Source organism: Thermoleptolyngbya sp. C42_A2020_037 (assembly GCF_015272455.1).
GTDB lineage: Bacteria > Cyanobacteriota > Cyanobacteriia > Elainellales > Elainellaceae > Thermoleptolyngbya.
In genome coordinates, this window is record NZ_JACYLP010000006.1 from 1 (window position 1) to 16,933 (window position 16,933).

At 55.9% G+C, this 16,933-nt stretch carries 18 protein-coding genes and 1 pseudogene; 10 read left to right on the forward strand and 9 right to left on the reverse strand.

Annotated elements, in window-relative coordinates:
* Nucleotides 1–200 (reverse strand): hypothetical protein (locus IGS16_RS01280; protein ID WP_297082637.1); only part of this gene is annotated, 200 nt, incomplete at its 3' end.
* 66 nt (nucleotides 201–266) lie between these two features.
* On the opposite strand from IGS16_RS01280, the gene IGS16_RS01285 reads away from it, so the two are divergent.
* Nucleotides 267–1,229, forward strand: coding sequence for an integron integrase (locus IGS16_RS01285; protein WP_297082638.1), 963 nt, complete (start codon nucleotides 267–269; stop codon nucleotides 1,227–1,229).
* A gap of 117 nt (nucleotides 1,230–1,346) precedes the next feature.
* Here the strand turns inward: IGS16_RS01285 and IGS16_RS01290 are convergent, their stop codons facing one another.
* From IGS16_RS01290 to cbiB, 4 genes are all read right to left on the reverse strand, one after another.
* Nucleotides 1,347–1,646, reverse strand: coding sequence for a hypothetical protein (locus IGS16_RS01290; RefSeq protein WP_297082641.1), 300 nt, complete (start codon nucleotides 1,644–1,646; stop codon nucleotides 1,347–1,349).
* Nucleotides 1,647–2,011: 365 nt separating this feature from the next.
* Nucleotides 2,012–2,659, reverse strand: a complete 648-nt coding sequence (locus IGS16_RS01295; RefSeq protein WP_297082644.1) for an SH3 domain-containing protein — start codon at nucleotides 2,657–2,659, stop codon at nucleotides 2,012–2,014.
* A 350-nt stretch (nucleotides 2,660–3,009) separates the two neighbouring features.
* Entirely contained in the window at nucleotides 3,010–4,482 is a 1,473-nt protein-coding gene (locus IGS16_RS01300; protein ID WP_297082645.1) for a CoA-acylating methylmalonate-semialdehyde dehydrogenase, read from the reverse strand.
* A gap of 49 nt (nucleotides 4,483–4,531) precedes the next feature.
* A complete protein-coding gene (gene cbiB / locus IGS16_RS01305; RefSeq protein ID WP_367185697.1) occupies nucleotides 4,532–5,551 on the reverse strand; it encodes an adenosylcobinamide-phosphate synthase CbiB in 1,020 nt (339 codons plus the stop codon).
* 118 nt (nucleotides 5,552–5,669) lie between these two features.
* Between cbiB and IGS16_RS01310 the strand changes: the two genes are divergently transcribed.
* The 6 genes from IGS16_RS01310 (at nucleotide 5,670) to IGS16_RS01335 (ending at nucleotide 11,737) form a co-directional block, all read left to right on the forward strand.
* On the forward strand, nucleotides 5,670–5,834 hold the full coding sequence (locus IGS16_RS01310; RefSeq protein WP_297082647.1) for a hypothetical protein: 165 nt from the start codon (nucleotides 5,670–5,672) through the stop codon (nucleotides 5,832–5,834).
* Nucleotides 5,835–5,992: 158 nt separating this feature from the next.
* Nucleotides 5,993–6,856, forward strand: a complete 864-nt coding sequence (bchL, locus tag IGS16_RS01315) for a ferredoxin:protochlorophyllide reductase (ATP-dependent) iron-sulfur ATP-binding protein (protein ID WP_297082649.1) — start codon at nucleotides 5,993–5,995, stop codon at nucleotides 6,854–6,856.
* Between the two features lie 169 nt (nucleotides 6,857–7,025).
* Nucleotides 7,026–7,448 carry a DUF5331 domain-containing protein gene (locus IGS16_RS01320; protein WP_297082651.1) on the forward strand — a complete coding sequence of 141 codons (423 nt, stop codon included), beginning with the start codon at nucleotides 7,026–7,028 and terminating at the stop codon, nucleotides 7,446–7,448.
* Nucleotides 7,449–7,551: 103 nt separating this feature from the next.
* Entirely contained in the window at nucleotides 7,552–8,958 is a 1,407-nt protein-coding gene (locus IGS16_RS01325; protein ID WP_297082653.1) for a ferredoxin:protochlorophyllide reductase (ATP-dependent) subunit N, read from the forward strand.
* 162 nt (nucleotides 8,959–9,120) lie between these two features.
* Nucleotides 9,121–9,798 (forward strand): GvpL/GvpF family gas vesicle protein, encoded by a 678-nt coding sequence (locus tag IGS16_RS01330; protein ID WP_297082655.1) that lies wholly within the window; start codon nucleotides 9,121–9,123, stop codon nucleotides 9,796–9,798.
* A 469-nt stretch (nucleotides 9,799–10,267) separates the two neighbouring features.
* Complete coding sequence (locus tag IGS16_RS01335; RefSeq protein WP_297082657.1) at nucleotides 10,268–11,737, forward strand: phosphoglucomutase/phosphomannomutase family protein; 1,470 nt, start codon at nucleotides 10,268–10,270, stop codon at nucleotides 11,735–11,737.
* 91 nt (nucleotides 11,738–11,828) lie between these two features.
* Here the strand turns inward: IGS16_RS01335 and IGS16_RS01340 are convergent, their stop codons facing one another.
* Nucleotides 11,829–11,987 (reverse strand): hypothetical protein, encoded by a 159-nt coding sequence (locus IGS16_RS01340; RefSeq protein WP_297082858.1) that lies wholly within the window; start codon nucleotides 11,985–11,987, stop codon nucleotides 11,829–11,831.
* On the opposite strand from IGS16_RS01340, the pseudogene IGS16_RS01345 reads away from it, so the two are divergent.
* From IGS16_RS01345 to proC, 3 genes and pseudogenes are all read left to right on the forward strand, one after another.
* A pseudogene (locus IGS16_RS01345) lies at nucleotides 11,913–12,161 on the forward strand (hypothetical protein); the annotation flags it as partial. The gene IGS16_RS01340 and the pseudogene IGS16_RS01345 overlap by 75 nt on opposite strands.
* A 664-nt stretch (nucleotides 12,162–12,825) precedes the next feature.
* The gene (locus IGS16_RS01350; RefSeq protein ID WP_297082659.1) at nucleotides 12,826–13,401 is read left to right on the forward strand and encodes a cell division protein SepF; all 576 of its coding nucleotides are present in this window, start codon (nucleotides 12,826–12,828) and stop codon (nucleotides 13,399–13,401) included.
* A 188-nt stretch (nucleotides 13,402–13,589) separates the two neighbouring features.
* Nucleotides 13,590–14,384, forward strand: a complete 795-nt coding sequence (proC, locus tag IGS16_RS01355; protein WP_297082661.1) for a pyrroline-5-carboxylate reductase — start codon at nucleotides 13,590–13,592, stop codon at nucleotides 14,382–14,384.
* An 84-nt stretch (nucleotides 14,385–14,468) separates the two neighbouring features.
* On the opposite strand, the gene IGS16_RS01360 is transcribed toward proC, so the two are convergent.
* The 3 genes from IGS16_RS01360 to IGS16_RS01370 form a co-directional block, all read right to left on the reverse strand.
* Nucleotides 14,469–15,356: a M28 family peptidase gene (locus tag IGS16_RS01360; protein ID WP_297082662.1), complete on the reverse strand. Its 888-nt coding sequence runs from the start codon at nucleotides 15,354–15,356 to the stop codon at nucleotides 14,469–14,471.
* Nucleotides 15,353–15,958, reverse strand: coding sequence for a ParA family protein (locus IGS16_RS01365; protein ID WP_297082664.1), 606 nt, complete (start codon nucleotides 15,956–15,958; stop codon nucleotides 15,353–15,355). The genes IGS16_RS01360 and IGS16_RS01365 overlap by 4 nt, the downstream gene beginning before the upstream one ends.
* 250 nt (nucleotides 15,959–16,208) lie before the next feature.
* Entirely contained in the window at nucleotides 16,209–16,811 is a 603-nt protein-coding gene (locus tag IGS16_RS01370) for a hypothetical protein (RefSeq protein ID WP_297082667.1), read from the reverse strand.
* Nucleotides 16,812–16,933: the final 122 nt, after the last annotated feature.

Genomic DNA, 16,933 nt, shown 5'->3' on the forward strand with positions numbered 1-16,933 from the left:
CACCTCACAGATAGCTTATCTGTACTGCCCCAACCCAAAAACGGAGCAAGATAACTATTAATAGACTGAATTTTTCCGTCTAAGATCCAGTAGAGGGTAAATAGGCAGAATAATTCGGCATAACACGCCGAATAACTCCTTATGCCGAATCTTTCCGCATAATACGCTGTTTGAACAGATTCGCTAGAATCTTTCCGCATAATTTCAGATTCCTTACGGAGACAAGCGGATGTACTATCTAGCACGTGGTACATCTATTCATTTCTATGCAGTCGCCTCCTAAAAAATTGCTGGATCAGGTGCGGGATGCTATTCGCCTTAAGCACTACGCCTATCGCACTGAAGAAACCTATGTACAGTGGATTCGTCGCTATATCCTGTTTCACAACAAACGCCATCCCAGGGAGATGGGCAAAGCTGAGATAGAAGCGTTTCTCACTCATCTAGCGGTTGAGGGACGGGTTTCTGCTTCGACCCAAAATCAAGCCCTCAGCGCTTTGCTGTTTCTCTATCGGGAAGTACTCAATGTCAAGGTAACGGAGATAGATGCCGTTCGAGCCAAACAACCTCAAAATGTGCCAACTGTGTTGACCCAGCAGGAGGCAATTTCTGTAATTCAGCAGTGTGACGGTATTTATCAACTAGTTGTAAAGATCCTCTATGGAAGCGGTCTTCGGTTGATCGAAGGGTTGCGGCTACGAGTAAAAGATATTGACTTTGCTCAACAGCAAATCGTGGTTAGAGATGGTAAAGGGAGCAAGAGTCGTGTGACGATGTTGCCATCAAGCGTTGCATCAGAATTACGAGATCATTTAGTGGGTGTACGACGACAGCACCAGCAAGACTTGAGCCGGGGATTTGGATTTGTAAATCTGCCCTTTGCGCTAGAGCGAAAATATCCGAATGCTAATCGGGATTGGATCTGGCAGTATGTGTTTCCATCGAGTTCAATCACCAAAGATCCACGCAGCGGGCTGATGTGCCGACATCATTTACATGAAAGTGGAGTTCAAAAAGCGGTTAAACAAGCATCAAGAGCTGTAGGCTTAACCAAGCGAATCGGCTGTCATACTTTCCGGCATAGCTTTGCCACTCATTTGTTAGAGAGTGGGTATGACATTCGCACGATTCAGGAATTACTGGGGCATAAGGATGTGAAGACGACGATGATCTATACCCATGTGCTGAATCGGGGTGGACGGGGGGTGCGGAGTCCGTTGGATAGGTGAATATGGGAGAGGGCTTTTGGGGGATTGGGGATTTTAGATGGGGGAGTTTGGATTTTGGATTGGGAGGTTGACCGGCCAAAACCCAAAATCCAAAACCCAAATCACCCTTATCTGTTCTTACTCATTCGCGCCAGGGTTGCTCCGCATTTCACGGTGCAGGCAGCGCAGCACTTCGCCGGGTTGCTCGGCGTTGAGGACGATGCCGTTGGGCGGAAATTCGAGGGCGCGAGTCCACTCGAAGCGTTCGGCGTAGCGGAGCAGGTGCAGCCGGTCGATGGCCAGTTGCGCGTCTTCGGGCAGGCCGATGATGTAGTGGCGCAGGCGGCGACGGCGCGGCAGTTCGCAGGTGAGCGGGGGCAGCGAAAACTGGGTCGCCTCCGAGCGTGGGGACGACCAGGTGTATTGAATTGTCAGCATTTGGGGTTTCCTCCTTGGAAACGAGGTAGGGAAACCCCGAAAAGATGGCCGCCCAAACGACGCAAAGCAGGTTTCAAGGCGGCCATACAATAGGCAAAGCCCTGAGACAGCTCACTCTGTCCTGGGGTCAGGCGTTGGTAGGTGTTGGCGCATCTACCAATGCCGTAATCGACGAACCGGCCAAATTTTCGGGGAGTGGAATAAGCTGCGTGTTGGAAAAATTACAGCTTGATGGACGATTGTAGTGGATACCCCTGATCGACGCAAGCAAAATTTTGCTACGGAGTGTGAAGGGCGACGCTCTTTGGGAAATGGGAGGCGATCGCCCTTGTCCTCTATCCTTATTCTTACCCTGGTAAAGCCCGTTATCGAATGCTGATAGTCAGGCTATATTCGCCGGAGGCATTGGCCTGTTCTTCGGGTACAATCCGCACGCGCACGTAGTAGTCGCCGCTGGCAGGCAGCACGCCCGACCAGTTGCCGCTGCCCGTGTAGAGCGTGCGGCTATTGGGCAGCATCACGATGACTTGCAGAAACGGCGAAGTGCCCGTGATGCTGGTGGACATGGTTTGTCCGGCGCGGGCGTTGAGGATATAGTCGCGCACCTGCCCCCCCTGCACACGACCGCCGACGGTGGCTGCCGAGGAGCCAGGGGCGAAGGAAACCCGCTGTGGCTGGAAGGAGGAGGGCGGCGCGGCCGAATCGAGACGCAGCAGGTCACCTCGCACCCAGCCCCGCGCACCGGTTCGAGGGAATAGCACCTGATACCAGAGACGACCATCGAAGCTGGAGTTGACGGAGGTGATGATTTCGACGCGATCGCCCGGAACGCCGTAGTGCCGAGCGGGGGAACTGGTGGAGGGCTGCTCGCGCACGTTGATGCGGCTGCCGGGGCTAGCGGTCAGCGTGGCCATTTCTGCCAGAGCCGCCAGCGGGGAGAGGGCCATGAATGCCAGCGTCAGGGCGGTCGAAGTCAAAAATTTCGCAATACCGGGGGTGAGTAAAAGCTTCATTCAGTCAAACCTCAAAAAAGCGTGAAAATAACAAAATTGGCAGCGAAGACAGTAGGAATGCAAAAAACATGCAGATTGAACATGCAAACACGAGTTTGCAATTCTGGCTAAAGCAAACCCGTTAAATCCTGATGGTTTACGTTGCGCTGCCGGTCAAAGAACGACTCAAAGAACGACTCAAGGCATTCAGATTTTTACGAGAAATCCACAATAAAACCCGACCCTTTTCCTTAATTTTTCAGGGCGATCGCACTCTTTGTAAAGTTCAGTTCGCAAACATTTCCAGCGTATGCAGGAAAGCTTCAGGACAAAAATTAAGAAAAAGAACCTGGGCGACTTTTGCAGAATCGCTAAAACTGGCGCGTCCAATCTTGAAACCAGCGCTCGACGACGACCTTGGTTTGGGTGAAAAATTCTACTGCGTGTTTGCCCTGGCCGTGCAAATCGCCAAAGAAGCTCTCTTTCCAGCCGCTGAAGGGAAAAAACGCCATTGGTGCGGCCACGCCAATGTTGATGCCGATGTTGCCTGCTTCGGCTTCGTAGCGAAACTTGCGGGCGGCCGCGCCGCTGCTGGTGAACAGGCACGCCATATTGCCCCAGTGGCCGCTGTTGACCAGGGCGATCGCCTCATCAATCGTCTCTACATGCAGCAGCCCCAGCACCGGGCCAAAAATCTCCGTCTGGGCGATGCGGCTGTCGGGGCGCACGTCTTGCAGCAGCGTGGGGCGGACGAAACTGCCGTTTTCGTAGCCAGAAATTTTGGGATTGCGCCCGTCGATCAGCGGTTTTGCGCCTTCCTCGATGCCCTGCTGAATCAAGTCAGCAATGCGATCGCGGCTCTGCAAATTAATCACCGGGCCCATCTGCACGCCCTGATCTAGCCCAAAGCCGACGACGCGAGACTTGGCCGCCTCGGCCATCGCTTCGGTAAAGGGTTCCCGCGCCCGCCCCACCGTCACCATCAGCGACGCGGCCAGGCAGCGCTGCCCTGCACAGCCAAAGGCGCTGTCTGCGGCGATCCGAATGGTGGAATCCAAATCGGCATCTGGCAGCACGATGATCGGGTTCTTTGCGCCGCCCTGACACTGCACGCGCTTGCCGTTTGCCGCTGCCCGACTGTAGACATACTTCGCCACGGGCGACGAGCCGACAAAGCTGATGCCGCGAATCGTGGGATGGTCCAGAATCGCGTCCACTGCTTCCTTCCCGCCATTGATCAAGTTCACCACGCCGGGCGGCAATCCCGTTTGTTCGATCAGCCGCATTACCTTTTGCAGCGTCAGGGGCACTTTTTCCGACGGCTTCAGGATATACGTGTTGCCGCAGGCGATCGCATAGGGCAGAAACCAGAAGGGAATCATGCCAGGAAAATTGAACGGGGCGATCGCCGCACACACGCCCAGCGGCTGGCGAATCATGAATTCATCAATGCCCCGCGCAATGTCTTCTGACACATCGCCCTGCATCAGCATGGGAATACCGCAGGCCACCTCCACGTTTTCGATCGCCCGCTGCATTTCGGCTTTGGCTTCGGCGTAGATTTTGCCGCACTCCAGCGTAATCGTCCGCGAGAGGTCCTCTAGGTTCTCTTCGAGCAGGCCCTTGAGCTTGAACAAATATTGAATGCGATCGCCCGCTGGCACGCGCCGCCAGGTTTGAAATGCCGCTGCTGCTGCCTGAGCCGCGTCATCCACCTCATGGGCGGGCGAGAGCGGCACTTTCGCCAGCACTTCGCAGGTGGCAGGATTCACCACATCTAAATATTCGGTCGCCGCCGACGCGCACCACTGCCCATTGATGTAGTTTTGCAATTGCTCTGCCATATCGAAATGTCCTGCGTTGTATTCCTGCGTTCTGTTAGCGGTCTGCTCTTCAGGATAGCAGCGGGCGCAAAGAGGATACGTGGTGGAGGGCGATCGCCCCCGCCAGCCAAAGCAAGAAAACGCGGCGAGTCAGGCTCAGGGCTTGCTGGATGCGTTCAGGCGTGATGGGACGCACGGGATCTGCCAACAGCGGCTTGTGGGTGATGTTGCCACGATAGGTGTTTTGTCCGCCGACCTGGACATCCAGCGCCGCAGCGTAGGCGCACTCGCTCCATCCGGCATTGGGGCTGGGGTCTTGGGGCGCATCGCGGCGACACAGCTTCAGCACATGGCGGGGCCTGCCAGAGAGCAGCGCAATCGTGACCACCGTGAGGCGACAGGGTAGCCAGGTCAGCAGGTCATCCAGGCGAGCGCTGGCCCAGCCCAGGTAGGTATAGGGGGCGGCCCTATAGCCCACCATCGAGTCGAGGGTGCTGGCGGCTTTGTAGCCCAAGGCTAGCGGCACGGGGCCGAGCGGGGTCACCGATCCGGCGATCGCCCAAAACAGCGGAGCCATTACGCCGTCGGTGGCGTTTTCCGTCACGGTTTCTAGCACAGCGCGGAGAATTTCGGATTCTGGCAGGTTTTCTGTATCGCGCCCCACATAGCGGCTGAGGTGCGATCGCGCTTGCACCAAATCCCCCGCCGCCAGGGGACGCAGCACGTCTGCCGCCGCATCGCGCAGGCTGCGTCCGGCAAAGCAACTGGCCAGCAAGATGGATTCTATAGCGAGTCCGAGTAATGGATGAATCGTGCGGCTGAGATGCACAAGAAGCCAGCCAACAAAGCCGCTGCCGAGGACGAGGGCAACCGTCAGCACGCCCCCCGCAACCCGCTGTAATGCCAAGTTTCGCTGCACCGACGCTGGCTCCGTCGTCAGATGCAGCCCGTCTTGCACCCAGCGGCTATAGCGACCGATGACCCAACCCATGACCTGCACGGGATGCAGCCAGTTCCACGGATCGCCCATCAGAAAGTCCAGCAGAGCGGCGATCGCCAGGGGCAGGGCGGGGTTTTCCAAAAAATTCACGATAATTATCAATCCAGCGGCTTCCTCTATTTTCGGAGGAATCTGCGCCAGCAGGGGCAAGGGGTTGAGCGGGGGCGATCGCCTTGGGAGGGCGACAGGGTGCGGTTTTGGCGGGCGGATGGGAGGATTGGGGGAAGCGGGCGATCGCCAAAAGCAATCCCGTCCAGTGGTTCAGGCACTTTTTGTATTTTGTTCTCTTTTTTATAAAAAAGAGTGTTCAAAAGTCTTTGAGAAGGTTTTTGAAGACATCAAAGGCAGTCTGGTTCTGAAAGAAAATACATGATGCTTTTTAGACTGTTTAGAACCGTTTAGAGACGTGAACTGATTTATCAGACCCTTTCCTTTGGGCATCTGGCTCTTCATAATTCACACAGTAGTCGCGATTGCCGCCGCTACTTCTCTCCTCTCTCCAGTTTTCATCCCTTCACCAGGAGCTTGCCCGTGAAACTTGCGGTCTATGGAAAAGGTGGCATTGGTAAGTCCACCACCAGTTGCAATATCTCAGTTGCCCTTGCCCGACGCGGCAAAAAGGTGCTGCAAATCGGCTGCGACCCCAAGCACGACAGCACCTTTACCCTCACTGGCTTCCTCATTCCCACCATCATCGACACGCTGCAAGAAAAGGACTATCACTACGAAGACGTGTGGCCCGAAGACGTGATTTACAAGGGCTATGGCGGCGTGGATTGCGTAGAGGCAGGCGGGCCCCCAGCAGGGGCGGGCTGCGGTGGCTACGTCGTCGGCGAAACCGTGAAGCTGCTCAAGGAGCTAAATGCCTTTGATGAGTACGATGTGATCTTATTCGACGTGCTGGGGGACGTGGTGTGTGGCGGGTTTGCTGCCCCGCTAAACTACGCCGACTATTGCATGATCGTCACCGACAACGGCTTCGACGCGCTGTTTGCCGCCAACCGCATCGCCGCCTCCGTCCGCGAAAAAGCCCGCACCCACCCGCTGCGCCTTGCTGGGCTGATCGGCAACCGCACTGCCAAGCGCGACCTGATCGATAAATACATCGAAGCTGTGCCCATGCCCGTCCTGGAGGTGCTGCCGCTGATCGAAGACATCCGGGTGTCTCGCGTCAAAGGCAAAACGCTGTTCGAGATGGCAGAAAAAGACCCCTCGCTGAACTATGTCTGCGATTACTACCTCAATATTGCTGATCAAATCCTGGCTCGTCCCGAAGGGGTCGTGCCCAATGATGCGCCCGACCGTGATCTGTTTAGCCTGCTGTCTGATTTTTACCTGAATCCCAAGGAAGCGCCGAAGCGGGCCGAAGAGGAACTGGACTTGATGATGGTGTAGTGGGGGCAGGAGTCAGCGGTCAGGAGTCAGCGGTCAGGGAAAAGCCCACAATTCTTTAGCTTTGCGGAAGATGGGAAGCGGGGCGATCGCCCCCCGATACTCTAAACTCTGTAGTTTGAATCCCTCAACCCTGACTCCCTGACCTGACTCTCTGAACCCTGACCCTTACATGAACGTTCAATACCTCCGCAAGTCCCTGAAAATCGCCTGGCTCACCTACTATCGCGAAAATCGAGCGTGGATTGCACGGCTAGGCGTTTGGGTAGACTGTGCCGGACAGCGGCGACCCTCCTCTGGATTCATTTTGGGAACGCTCTCGACCCTGGAGCCACAGTTGACGAGCCTGCTGCCGCTGATCGTAGACCTCAGCAACGACCCCGACCGCATCATCCTGGCACTAGGACTCAACTTCAATCCCGACGACGAACTCGACGAACTGGACGACGACGCTCCCAAAATGCTCCCCAGCCGCACTCTCGCCTCCGAAACGCCCCTCGACCTTCCCGAAACCAAGCCCGCCAGCAAAGTCCCCGCCGTCCGCCTGTCTTCCAAAATTGACGAAGCCTGTACGGGCGTAGGAGAGCGGGATTAACGGAGCGCCTGGAGTCACGACTAGCTTACCTCCACGTTACGCCAGCCCCCAATCCCCAATTCTTCTCTTTCCTCTTCAACATCCCAACACCCCAATACTCGCCATGACCCTCGCCGATACTCAACCCCAAGCGCTCACCTTTGACTGTGAAACGGGCAATTATCATACCTTCTGCCCAATTAGCTGCGTCGCGTGGCTCTATCAAAAAATTGAGGACAGCTTCTTCCTGGTTATCGGCACCAAGACCTGCGGCTATTTCTTGCAAAACGCGATGGGCGTAATGATTTTCGCCGAACCGCGCTACGCGATGGCAGAACTGGAAGAGGGCGATATTTCTGCCCAGCTAAACGATTACGAAGAGCTAAAGCGGCTGTGTGAACAGATTAAGCGCGATCGCAATCCCTCCGTCATTGTATGGATCGGCACTTGCACCACCGAAATCATCAAAATGGATCTGGAAGGCCTCGCGCCCAAACTGGAAGCTGAAATCGGCATTCCCATTGTGGTCGCCCGCGCCAACGGACTGGACTATGCCTTTACCCAGGGCGAAGACACCGTGCTGGCGGCAATGGCGGCCCGCTGCCCCGACAAAGCGCCCGTGCTAGAGTCTGAAAAAGCCGAGCGCAATGCCGTGCAACGGCTATTGAACTTTGGCCGCAAGCAGGAAGACGTGAAGGCGGAAGAGTCGGAATATGCAGACCATCCGCCGTTAGTGCTGTTCGGCTCCCTGCCCGACCCGGTCGTCACGCAACTGACGCTGGAACTGAAAAAGCAGGGCATCCGGGTTTCCGGCTGGCTACCGGCCAAGCGGTTTACGGAGCTGCCCGTGATCGAAGAAGGCTATTACGTCTGCGGCGTGAACCCGTTCCTGTCGCGCACGGCCACCACGTTGATGCGTCGCCGCAAGTGCAAGCTGATCGGCGCACCCTTCCCCATCGGTCCAGACGGAACTCGCGCCTGGGTAGAAAAAATCTGCTCTGTGTTTGGCATTGAGCCAAAGGGGCTGGAGGAGCGCGAAGCCAAAATCTGGGAAGGGCTGGAAGATTATCTTGCGCTATTGCGCGGCAAATCGGTCTTTTTCATGGGGGATAACCTGCTGGAAATTTCCCTGGCCCGCTTCCTGATTCGCTGCGGCATGACCGTCCCCGAAATCGGCATTCCCTATATGGACAAGCGCTACCAAGCGGCGGAACTGGCGCTGCTAGAGAAGACGTGTGCCGAAATGGGCGTGCCGCTGCCCCGCATTGTGGAAAAGCCCGATAACTATAACCAGATTCAGCGGATTTATGACCTGAATCCGGATTTGGTCATCACGGGCATGGCCCATGCCAACCCGCTAGAGGCTCGTGGCATCAATACCAAGTGGTCGGTGGAGTTTACCTTTGCCCAGATTCACGGCTTTGCCAACGCCCGCGACATCCTGGAACTGGCGACCCGTCCGCTGCGCCGAAACACCTCGCTGAAGGATCTGGGCTGGGACAAGCTGGTCAAGGAAGAGGCAAACGTGTAGGGCGCTTGTCCTGATCTAGCCCGCATCTGGGACAACCCTTGGCAAAACTGATTCCGGCAGGATTCACGAAAACTAATGGAATGGCATCCGTCCCAGCCCTTATAGAATGGAGTATTAATGGAGTACTAAGCAGCGTCTCTCCATCGGGGCAATAAGGTTTTGATGTATACCTATGCGTTTGTCCTTCAGTCAACCGAGTCGATTGTGTTACCCGCAGGCATCAGCGGTGAGTTGATGCTGCTGTATGAACGGGGGGTCGGCGCGGTCGTGGAGCCGGGTCTAGATTTGGCCATGCTGGAGCAGAGTGATGAACGCCTGATGCGGGCAGTCTTGCACCATGACCAGGTGATTCGCGAGGTGTTTGAGCAGGTTCCCGTGTTGCCGCTGCGGTTTGGTACGCAGTTTGTGTCGCAGGAAAAGCTGCTGGAGCATTTGCACGTCAATGCGGCTGCCTACCAGGCAACCCTAACGCGGCTGGTCGGGCAGGCGGAGTATACGTTGAAACTATCGCCGCGATCGCCCGAATCCTCTGCCCCAAGCCCGCTAGCGACTGCTGGAACCGGGCGCGACTATTTCCTGGCAAAAAAACAGCAATTTCAGCAGCAGTTGGATCGCCAGCAGCAGCAGCAAGCAGAACTGCTGAAGCTAAAGGAGGCGATCGCCCAGGACTATCCTGCGCTCCAGATCGACGCACCCCGCGACGGCATCGAGCGGCTGCACCTGCTAGTCAAGCGGACAGACGAAGCCCTGCTGCATGAATCGCTAGAAGAATGGCGATCGCGCTGTCCTGGCTGGCAGATGGCACTGAGCGAGGCGCTGCCGCCTTATCACTTTGTGTAGTTTTTGGGTTGGGTTTGCGTAATTTCTAGGGCAAGGGCTGAAACAATACTCAAGCCCCCAAACCGCAATAGCTCCGATCCTGAACTGACCTGGATTTCAGCCCCCCAACCCAGGCAGTGTGGACGGGGCTATTGCGCTGATCGAGGAAATCATATTGATTTTGGATTGTGGATTGGCGATTTTGGAGGGTGGGTTGGGCAGTTGCGGGGTTGTCAGCCATGCATTCATAGGGTTGCTCAGGCGAATTGACAAAAGGATTGCTCATTGCCGAGATGGGGTGAAATTGCTCTGAAAATCTTCGTAAAATTGGCGTGAATGCTGGGGAACAGTCTGGCGGATGCGGGATTTCCTGCATAGAATTGCTCTGAGTGGCAGTTTGCAATGTGCTGCTGGAACGGCAGCGTGCAGATTGGCGCAATGCGCTCAGTTTTTTCCTGTTTCTTGCAGTCCCCCAATTCCCAGGCATTCTATGGCAGGTCAACTCTCCCCCTCCGCATTTGTCCAGCGACCGATTTCCTTTGGCACGGACGGCTGGCGCGGCATGATCGCAGCAGACTTTACCTTTGAGCGGGTAATGCAGGTTGCACCACGGGCGGCGATCGCCCTAGAGCAGACGTATGGTGAACAAACCCAAAATCGCCTAGTGATTGTGGGTTACGATCGTCGCTTTTTGTCGCCGGAGTTTGCTCAGGTCGCCGCCGAGGCGCTACAACAGGCAGGCTATGACGTATTGCTGTCGGAATCCTTTGCGCCAACGCCGGCCTTTAGCTGGGCAGCAAAGCAGCAAAACGCCTTGGGAGCCGTGGTGATTACTGCCAGCCATAATCCTGCGGCCTATTCGGGACTGAAGGTGAAGGCAGGCTTTGGCGGGTCGATTCCGCCGGAGGTGACAGCCAAGATTGAGGCGCTGCTGGGACAGGAGCTTCCCTCCGTAGAGCAGCCGGGGACGCTGCAAACCTTTAACCCGTGGACGAGCTATTGCGAAGGGCTGCGGGCCAAGGTGGATGTGGAAAAGCTGCGGCGGGCGATCGCCACGGGCAAGCTCACTGTGTTTGCCGATGTGATGCACGGGGCAGCGTCGGGCGGTTTGGAGCAGCTTTTAGGCACGCCGATCCACGAGCTAAACGGCAACGCAGACCCACTGTTTGGCGGCGGCGCACCGGAACCCCTGCCCCGCTATTTGCCCGATCTGCTGCACCAGATCCGAACCTATGAACGGCGATCGCCCGATGAGCTAGTGGTGGGGCTAGTGTTTGACGGAGACAGCGATCGCATTGCCGCCGTCGATGGCGCAGGCAACTTCCTGAGTTCCCAAGTGCTGATTCCCGTGCTGATTCAGCATCTCGCTACCCATCGCGGCTTTACAGGCGAAATCGTCAAAACCATCAGCGGCTCTGACCTGATGCCGCTAGTCGCCAAGCTGCACAACCTGCCCGTCCACGAAACGGCGATTGGCTACAAATACATCGCCGACCGCATGTTGGAAAGTCAGGTTTTCCTCGGTGGCGAAGAATCCGGCGGCATCGGCTACGGCAACCATATCCCCGAACGCGACGCGCTGCTGTCGGCGCTGTACGTGCTAGAAGCCGTGGTGGACAGCGGCATGGACTTGAGCGACCAATACGCTGCCTTACAAGCCAAAACGGGCTTCACCTCTGCCTACGACCGCATCGACCTGCCGCTGGCTAGCATGGACGTGCGATCGCGCTTGTTGAACCAGCTCAAGACCCAGCCCCCCCAGGAAATCGCCGGCCAATCGGTGCTGAGCGTGCTAGATATTGACGGCTATAAGTTTCGCCTGGCCGACCAAAGCTGGCTGCTGATCCGTTTCAGCGGCACAGAACCCGTGCTGCGCCTCTACTCCGAAGCCGCCACCCCAGAGCGCGTGCAGCAAAACTTGCACTGGGCTAAGGACTGGGCCAACTCTATTTCAGGTTAAAACAGCCCTCCGCCATCCCCAGAAAATCGAATCTGAAGCGAGTCGGAATTGAGATTAATTGAGATTAAGTGAGACTCCTGAGCGTCGGTTCTCACGGTATCCAGGCGGGTGGCAGATAGATGAACCGGCAGCCTGCGGCTTCAATCAGTTCGGCAACGCGCCCCTCATCATAAGTAGACGACAGAACCTCTGCGCCAAGTGTGTCTAGGGATGACAGCGAATATTGGAGGGGCAACGACTGATTCATCATTGGATCCGTCCGCACTGGGGGCTGCTCAAAGGCCCCACTCTAGAAATGGCAATGGGGTTTTGCAATTCAGCATCCCGATATTTTGTGATCAGGCTTTGTAAATCTCTGCTTTCTACCATTCGATCGGAAAAAATCGCTGAGTGGAGCGGGCTTGATCTGTGTCCGATTTGGTAGAGAAATCGTGTCATCTGCTTCCAGGATGGTTGCCCATCTTGCAGAGGATTGATCAGCAAACTGGGAAGCGCGATCGCCATTAATAGGTTTTCCTGATCAAAGCTGACCTAAGTGCATTAATCTCAGTCTAGAATTCAGGCTGAATTACCGCTTGGGCGATCGCTTCTGAGTTTAAAGACCGATGTTCAAGCGGGCGATCGCAGCATTCTTGGGTAGACAGATCGGCTGGGCTGCTCGATTGATTAACAAACCTGATCGGTGCAACCTGGGGATAAGATCAAACGTCAAATTAAACCAGGCTGCCATGACTTGAGAATTCTGGATTGGTTAGATAAGCTGTGAAGGCGATCGCGTCTTGTGCGATTGGCAATTTTTTTGAATCAATTCTGAATTAGGGATTGATTTTCTAAATCTGTTATATACTGAGAACTCAAAACAAGTAACTTGAGCGGAATTTCAAGCCCGTTGGGTAAGCGCTTAGATTATTAATTTATGCTTAAGCCTTATCGCGGTCGGGTTAATAGGGCACTCTCGCCTGAGTGTATGAAGTCTCGATTTGAAATCTCCACTCGATGTTAGAGTTTGCCCTGGCATAATTGTCAGATTTGTCAGATGGGATTGTCAAAAATTAACCCAATTAACGTTATGTGATGGAGCGTGACCTGTGAGCATTTTTTCTAAGCTGCGTGACTTTGTGGGCCTGAATGATCCCGCCGATTACGAATATGAGTACGACGAAATGGACGGACAGGAATATCAGAACCTCTACCAAGAAGAAAACGTCCAGCCGGTCGTCGAAGAGGAGCCGCGCCGTCGCCGGATGCGCGATCGCCCCCTGATGACCACCGATGTCGGCTCTGGTATGGGCAACGTGATTGGAATGCCCGGTGTAAACGGCATGTCTGAGGTCGTGGTCATGGAGCCCCGCACCTTTGAAGAAATGCCCCAGGCAATTCGTGCCCTGCGGGAGCGCAAGTCCGTCGTGCTAAACCTAACCATCATGGATCCCGATCAGGCGCAGCGAGCGGTCGATTTTTTGGCCGGCGGCACCTATGCGATCGACGGCCACCAGGAGCGCATCGGCGAGAGCATTTTCCTGTTTACGCCCAACTGCGTCCAGGTCAGCACCCAGCTCAACCCGCCTGCGGACATCCCGCTCCAGCAGCCCATGCGTCCCGGTCGCCCCATGACCTCTCCCGCTCCGACCTGGGGCGCAGATCCGCAAGCTCGTATGGCTTAAGTTTCAGAGGTCGCACTCGCAATCTCCCCCTTCTGGCTGCTTTGCAACGGCTGCTCAATCCGGCCGTCCTAGAGCTTGGCTGAAGGGGGTTTCGTGCTGTCTGGGTCTTGTGCTGTTTGAACCATTGCAGCATACCTAGAGCGAGATATCCAGAGCAAGAGATATCCAGAGCAAGAAAGGAGGCAGCCGTGAAGCTGGGAATAATTGGTGGCGGCGTGATGGCAGAGGCGCTGCTGTCTCGCCTGCTCGATCAGGGTGTTTGCGCGTCGGATGAGGTGATGGTTGGGGAACCTGCGGCGGCTCGACGCGATTATTTAGCAGAGGAATATGGCGTACAGGTGACAGCGGAAAATGCCGACGCAGTGCAACACGCCGACGTATTGTTGCTGGCCATCAAGCCCCAGGTGTTTGATACGGTGATTCAGGCGCTCCCCACGGCCTCGTCGTCAATGCTGGTGCTGTCGATCTTGGCAGGGGTTCCGCTGCATAAACTGGAGGCTGGCTTTCCCAATTGCCCCGTTGTGCGAGCGATGCCCAATACTCCGGCGACGGTGGGTGCAGGCATGACGGCGATCGCCCCAGGTCGGCACACCCAGCCCAGCCACCTAGCGCAGGCTCGACAAATTTTCGCGGCGGTGGGCGAAGTGGTAGAAGTGCCCGAATCGCTGATGGATGCAGTGACGGGACTTTCCGGTTCTGGCCCAGGCTATGTGGCGCTGATTGTGGAAGCGCTGAGCGATGGCGGCGTGGCGGCTGGGCTGCCGAGGGCGATCGCCACCCAGCTTGCCATTCAAACAGTGCGCGGCACGGCTCAACTGCTGGCAGAAACGGGACTCCACCCCGGCGAACTGAAGGATCGCGTCACCAGTCCCGGCGGTACGACGATTGCAGGCATTGCGGCGCTGGAGAAGGCGGGACTCCGCTCCGCCCTGATCGAAGCCGTCAAAGCGGCGGCTGGGCGATCGCGGGAGTTAGGCAGCTAGGCATCCGCTGAATCGCCAGATTCGCTGCAAATTCTGCGACTCTCAATCCAAAATTGCCAATCTAAAATCTAAAATCGACCTTCCCTACAAGCCTTGAATCCCATCTGCCAAGCCGCGACAAACGCCCGTGAGGAAATCCAGATCGAGGGTTTCGGGGCGATCGCTGGCCTGGTGATAGTGGGGATTGCGCTGGTCGGCCGTATCGGTGAGCATCACCGCGGGGTAGCCCAGATCCCAAAAGGGGGCGTGGTCGCTGCGGCGCAGGTCGGGGAGGGACTTGGCGCGATTCGGTGCAGGAAACCAGTGAGCAGGCACTTGGCCAACCTGGCGCAGGCTGCGGCTGAGGCGCTGCATATCCAGGAGGGTCGCTGGACTGCCCACCAGTCCCAAGAAATTGCCCTGGCTGGGATAGAGCCGATAGAAAAACTCGGCGGGATACTGCTGTGAACCAGGCTGCGGGTTGCAATAGCCCAGCATTTCCAGCGACAGCATCAGCCGCAGCCGTTGACCCTGGGCGTAGAACTGTTCGGCACAGTGGCGACTGCCCAATAGCCCAAATTCCTCCAGGTCAAAGGCGACTAGCCAGACGGGATGACGAGCGGGTTGAGTAGAGAGCGATCGCCCCAGTTCTAGCAGCACCGCCACCCCCGATGCATTGTCGTCGGCCCCTGGCGAACCGGGTACTGCGTCGTAGTGTGCGCCAATCAGGATGGGTGGACGGGCCATCTGCTGTCCCGGCAACTTCAGCAAAATATTGTGATGCGTCTGGCCGCGAACGGTGAACGGCTGCATTTCAACTGCACCAAATTGCGTCAGGAATGCTCGGATATATTGCTGGACGTAGAAATGCCCCTCGCTGGCGAGATAGGGATCACGCTCTCGTGCAATCTCCTGCAAATGTGCCCAAAGCTGACTTTTTAAGCTAGAAGAGTCAGGCTCTTCAGCGTCTGCATTGCTCATGTCGTTTGTCATCCGCCAAAGCCCTCCAGCATTTCCTGACCCACGGATACGTAATCTTGCCAGCCGTCCGCTGCACGCGGATCTTTCACCTCGTATACCAGGACTCCTGCCCGTGCTGCCTTTTGAAACGCCGCCAGTCGCCGCACGCCCGCAGCAAACACAGGCATTCCCGACTCGTGCAAGAGCGATCGCACGGTTTCGCCATCGCGGCTCGGCTTGGGCGGAATGATGTTGAGCATGATCCGGTAGCGATTTGCGCCGATGGTGTGCAGGCATTCTAGCGTCAACACCAGTGCATCCATCGCCAGCACATCGGGCGTGGTTGGCAAAATGAGCAGGTCACAGCCGTCGGTTAGCAGTTCCAAATCGCGCTGCACGGGCCGCGCCTGCGTGTCGATCACCACATGGCTAAAGTTGCGGACTCGCTGGGGCGATCGCCACTCATCGATCACCTCATAAGGCAAACTTCCGCGCTTGGCCCAGCCCGTGGCCGAGCGATTCGGATCGGCATCGATCAGCAGCGTTTCGCCCTGCGTCTGCAAAAACGCTGCCAGGTGAATCGCCGCGGTCGTTTTCCCCACGCCTCCTTTGAAACTGGCAACCGTGATAATCACGCGCTCCTTCAGTCTTCGCCTGCCCTAGTACTGGAATTCTATCGCGCCGGAAGCAGGTTCTAGGATTTAGAACTGGGGAAAGAGGCACGCAGGGTTATTGAGATGTGGTTTTTACAATCTGGCAATTGACTGCTGCAGAAGGAACCAAAGGGCGATCGCAGCCAGAGATCTTATTCGGAAACCAAGTAAGGTAAGAAATGAGATAATTGGCGATCAGCCCAGATTAGGCACGCGGCGACAACATCGAATACTACGCTGCACCATATGTTACAGAACTTCCAACACGAACCACGCGCCGGAAGCGACCGGCTCCTGTAACCAAATTAATCGAGATTTCCTGATTGCGTACTGTATAGCCAACCAGAGTCCCTCGATCGAACCTCAACCCATACACATCGCCAAACCCAATATTGCCCACCCGTCTCGCTTTGCCTTTAGGCGTGATAGAAACTAGCACATCAAAAGATGATCCGGGCGATCGACTGGTGGCAAAAAACTGTTTCCGCGATGCATCAAAAGCAATATCCCCACTGCTCGAAAATCCCGGAATTTGTCTGATGAGGGTTGCTTGGCCCGTGCCTTGATTAATCCGATAAAAACCCTGACCCGCAGCGCCAAATAAGTTACCTTTGGCATCAAAACCCAGCGCGTTCATTGAGCCAATACCCAAAGACCCAACAAAACTGGACTGTCCAGAACGGTTTAATCGATAGAGGCTGGAGCCAGTCACCGCGAAAATTTTGCCGTCCTTGGACTGGGCAATATCCAGAAATGTCCGTCCTGTACCACGCACTTGAAGCGTGTTTCCCTTGAGAAATCCCCACTGACCATTGCTAGCAGAAATAAGCGTCATTCTTTACCCTGTCTTTCAAATCAAAGTTAGAAGAGATCGTGTGAAAACTACGCAGTTGGAGAGATCCTTACGAATTTCCCCGAAGGGAGATTCAAAACTTGGAAAAACTCATCGAAATGCGT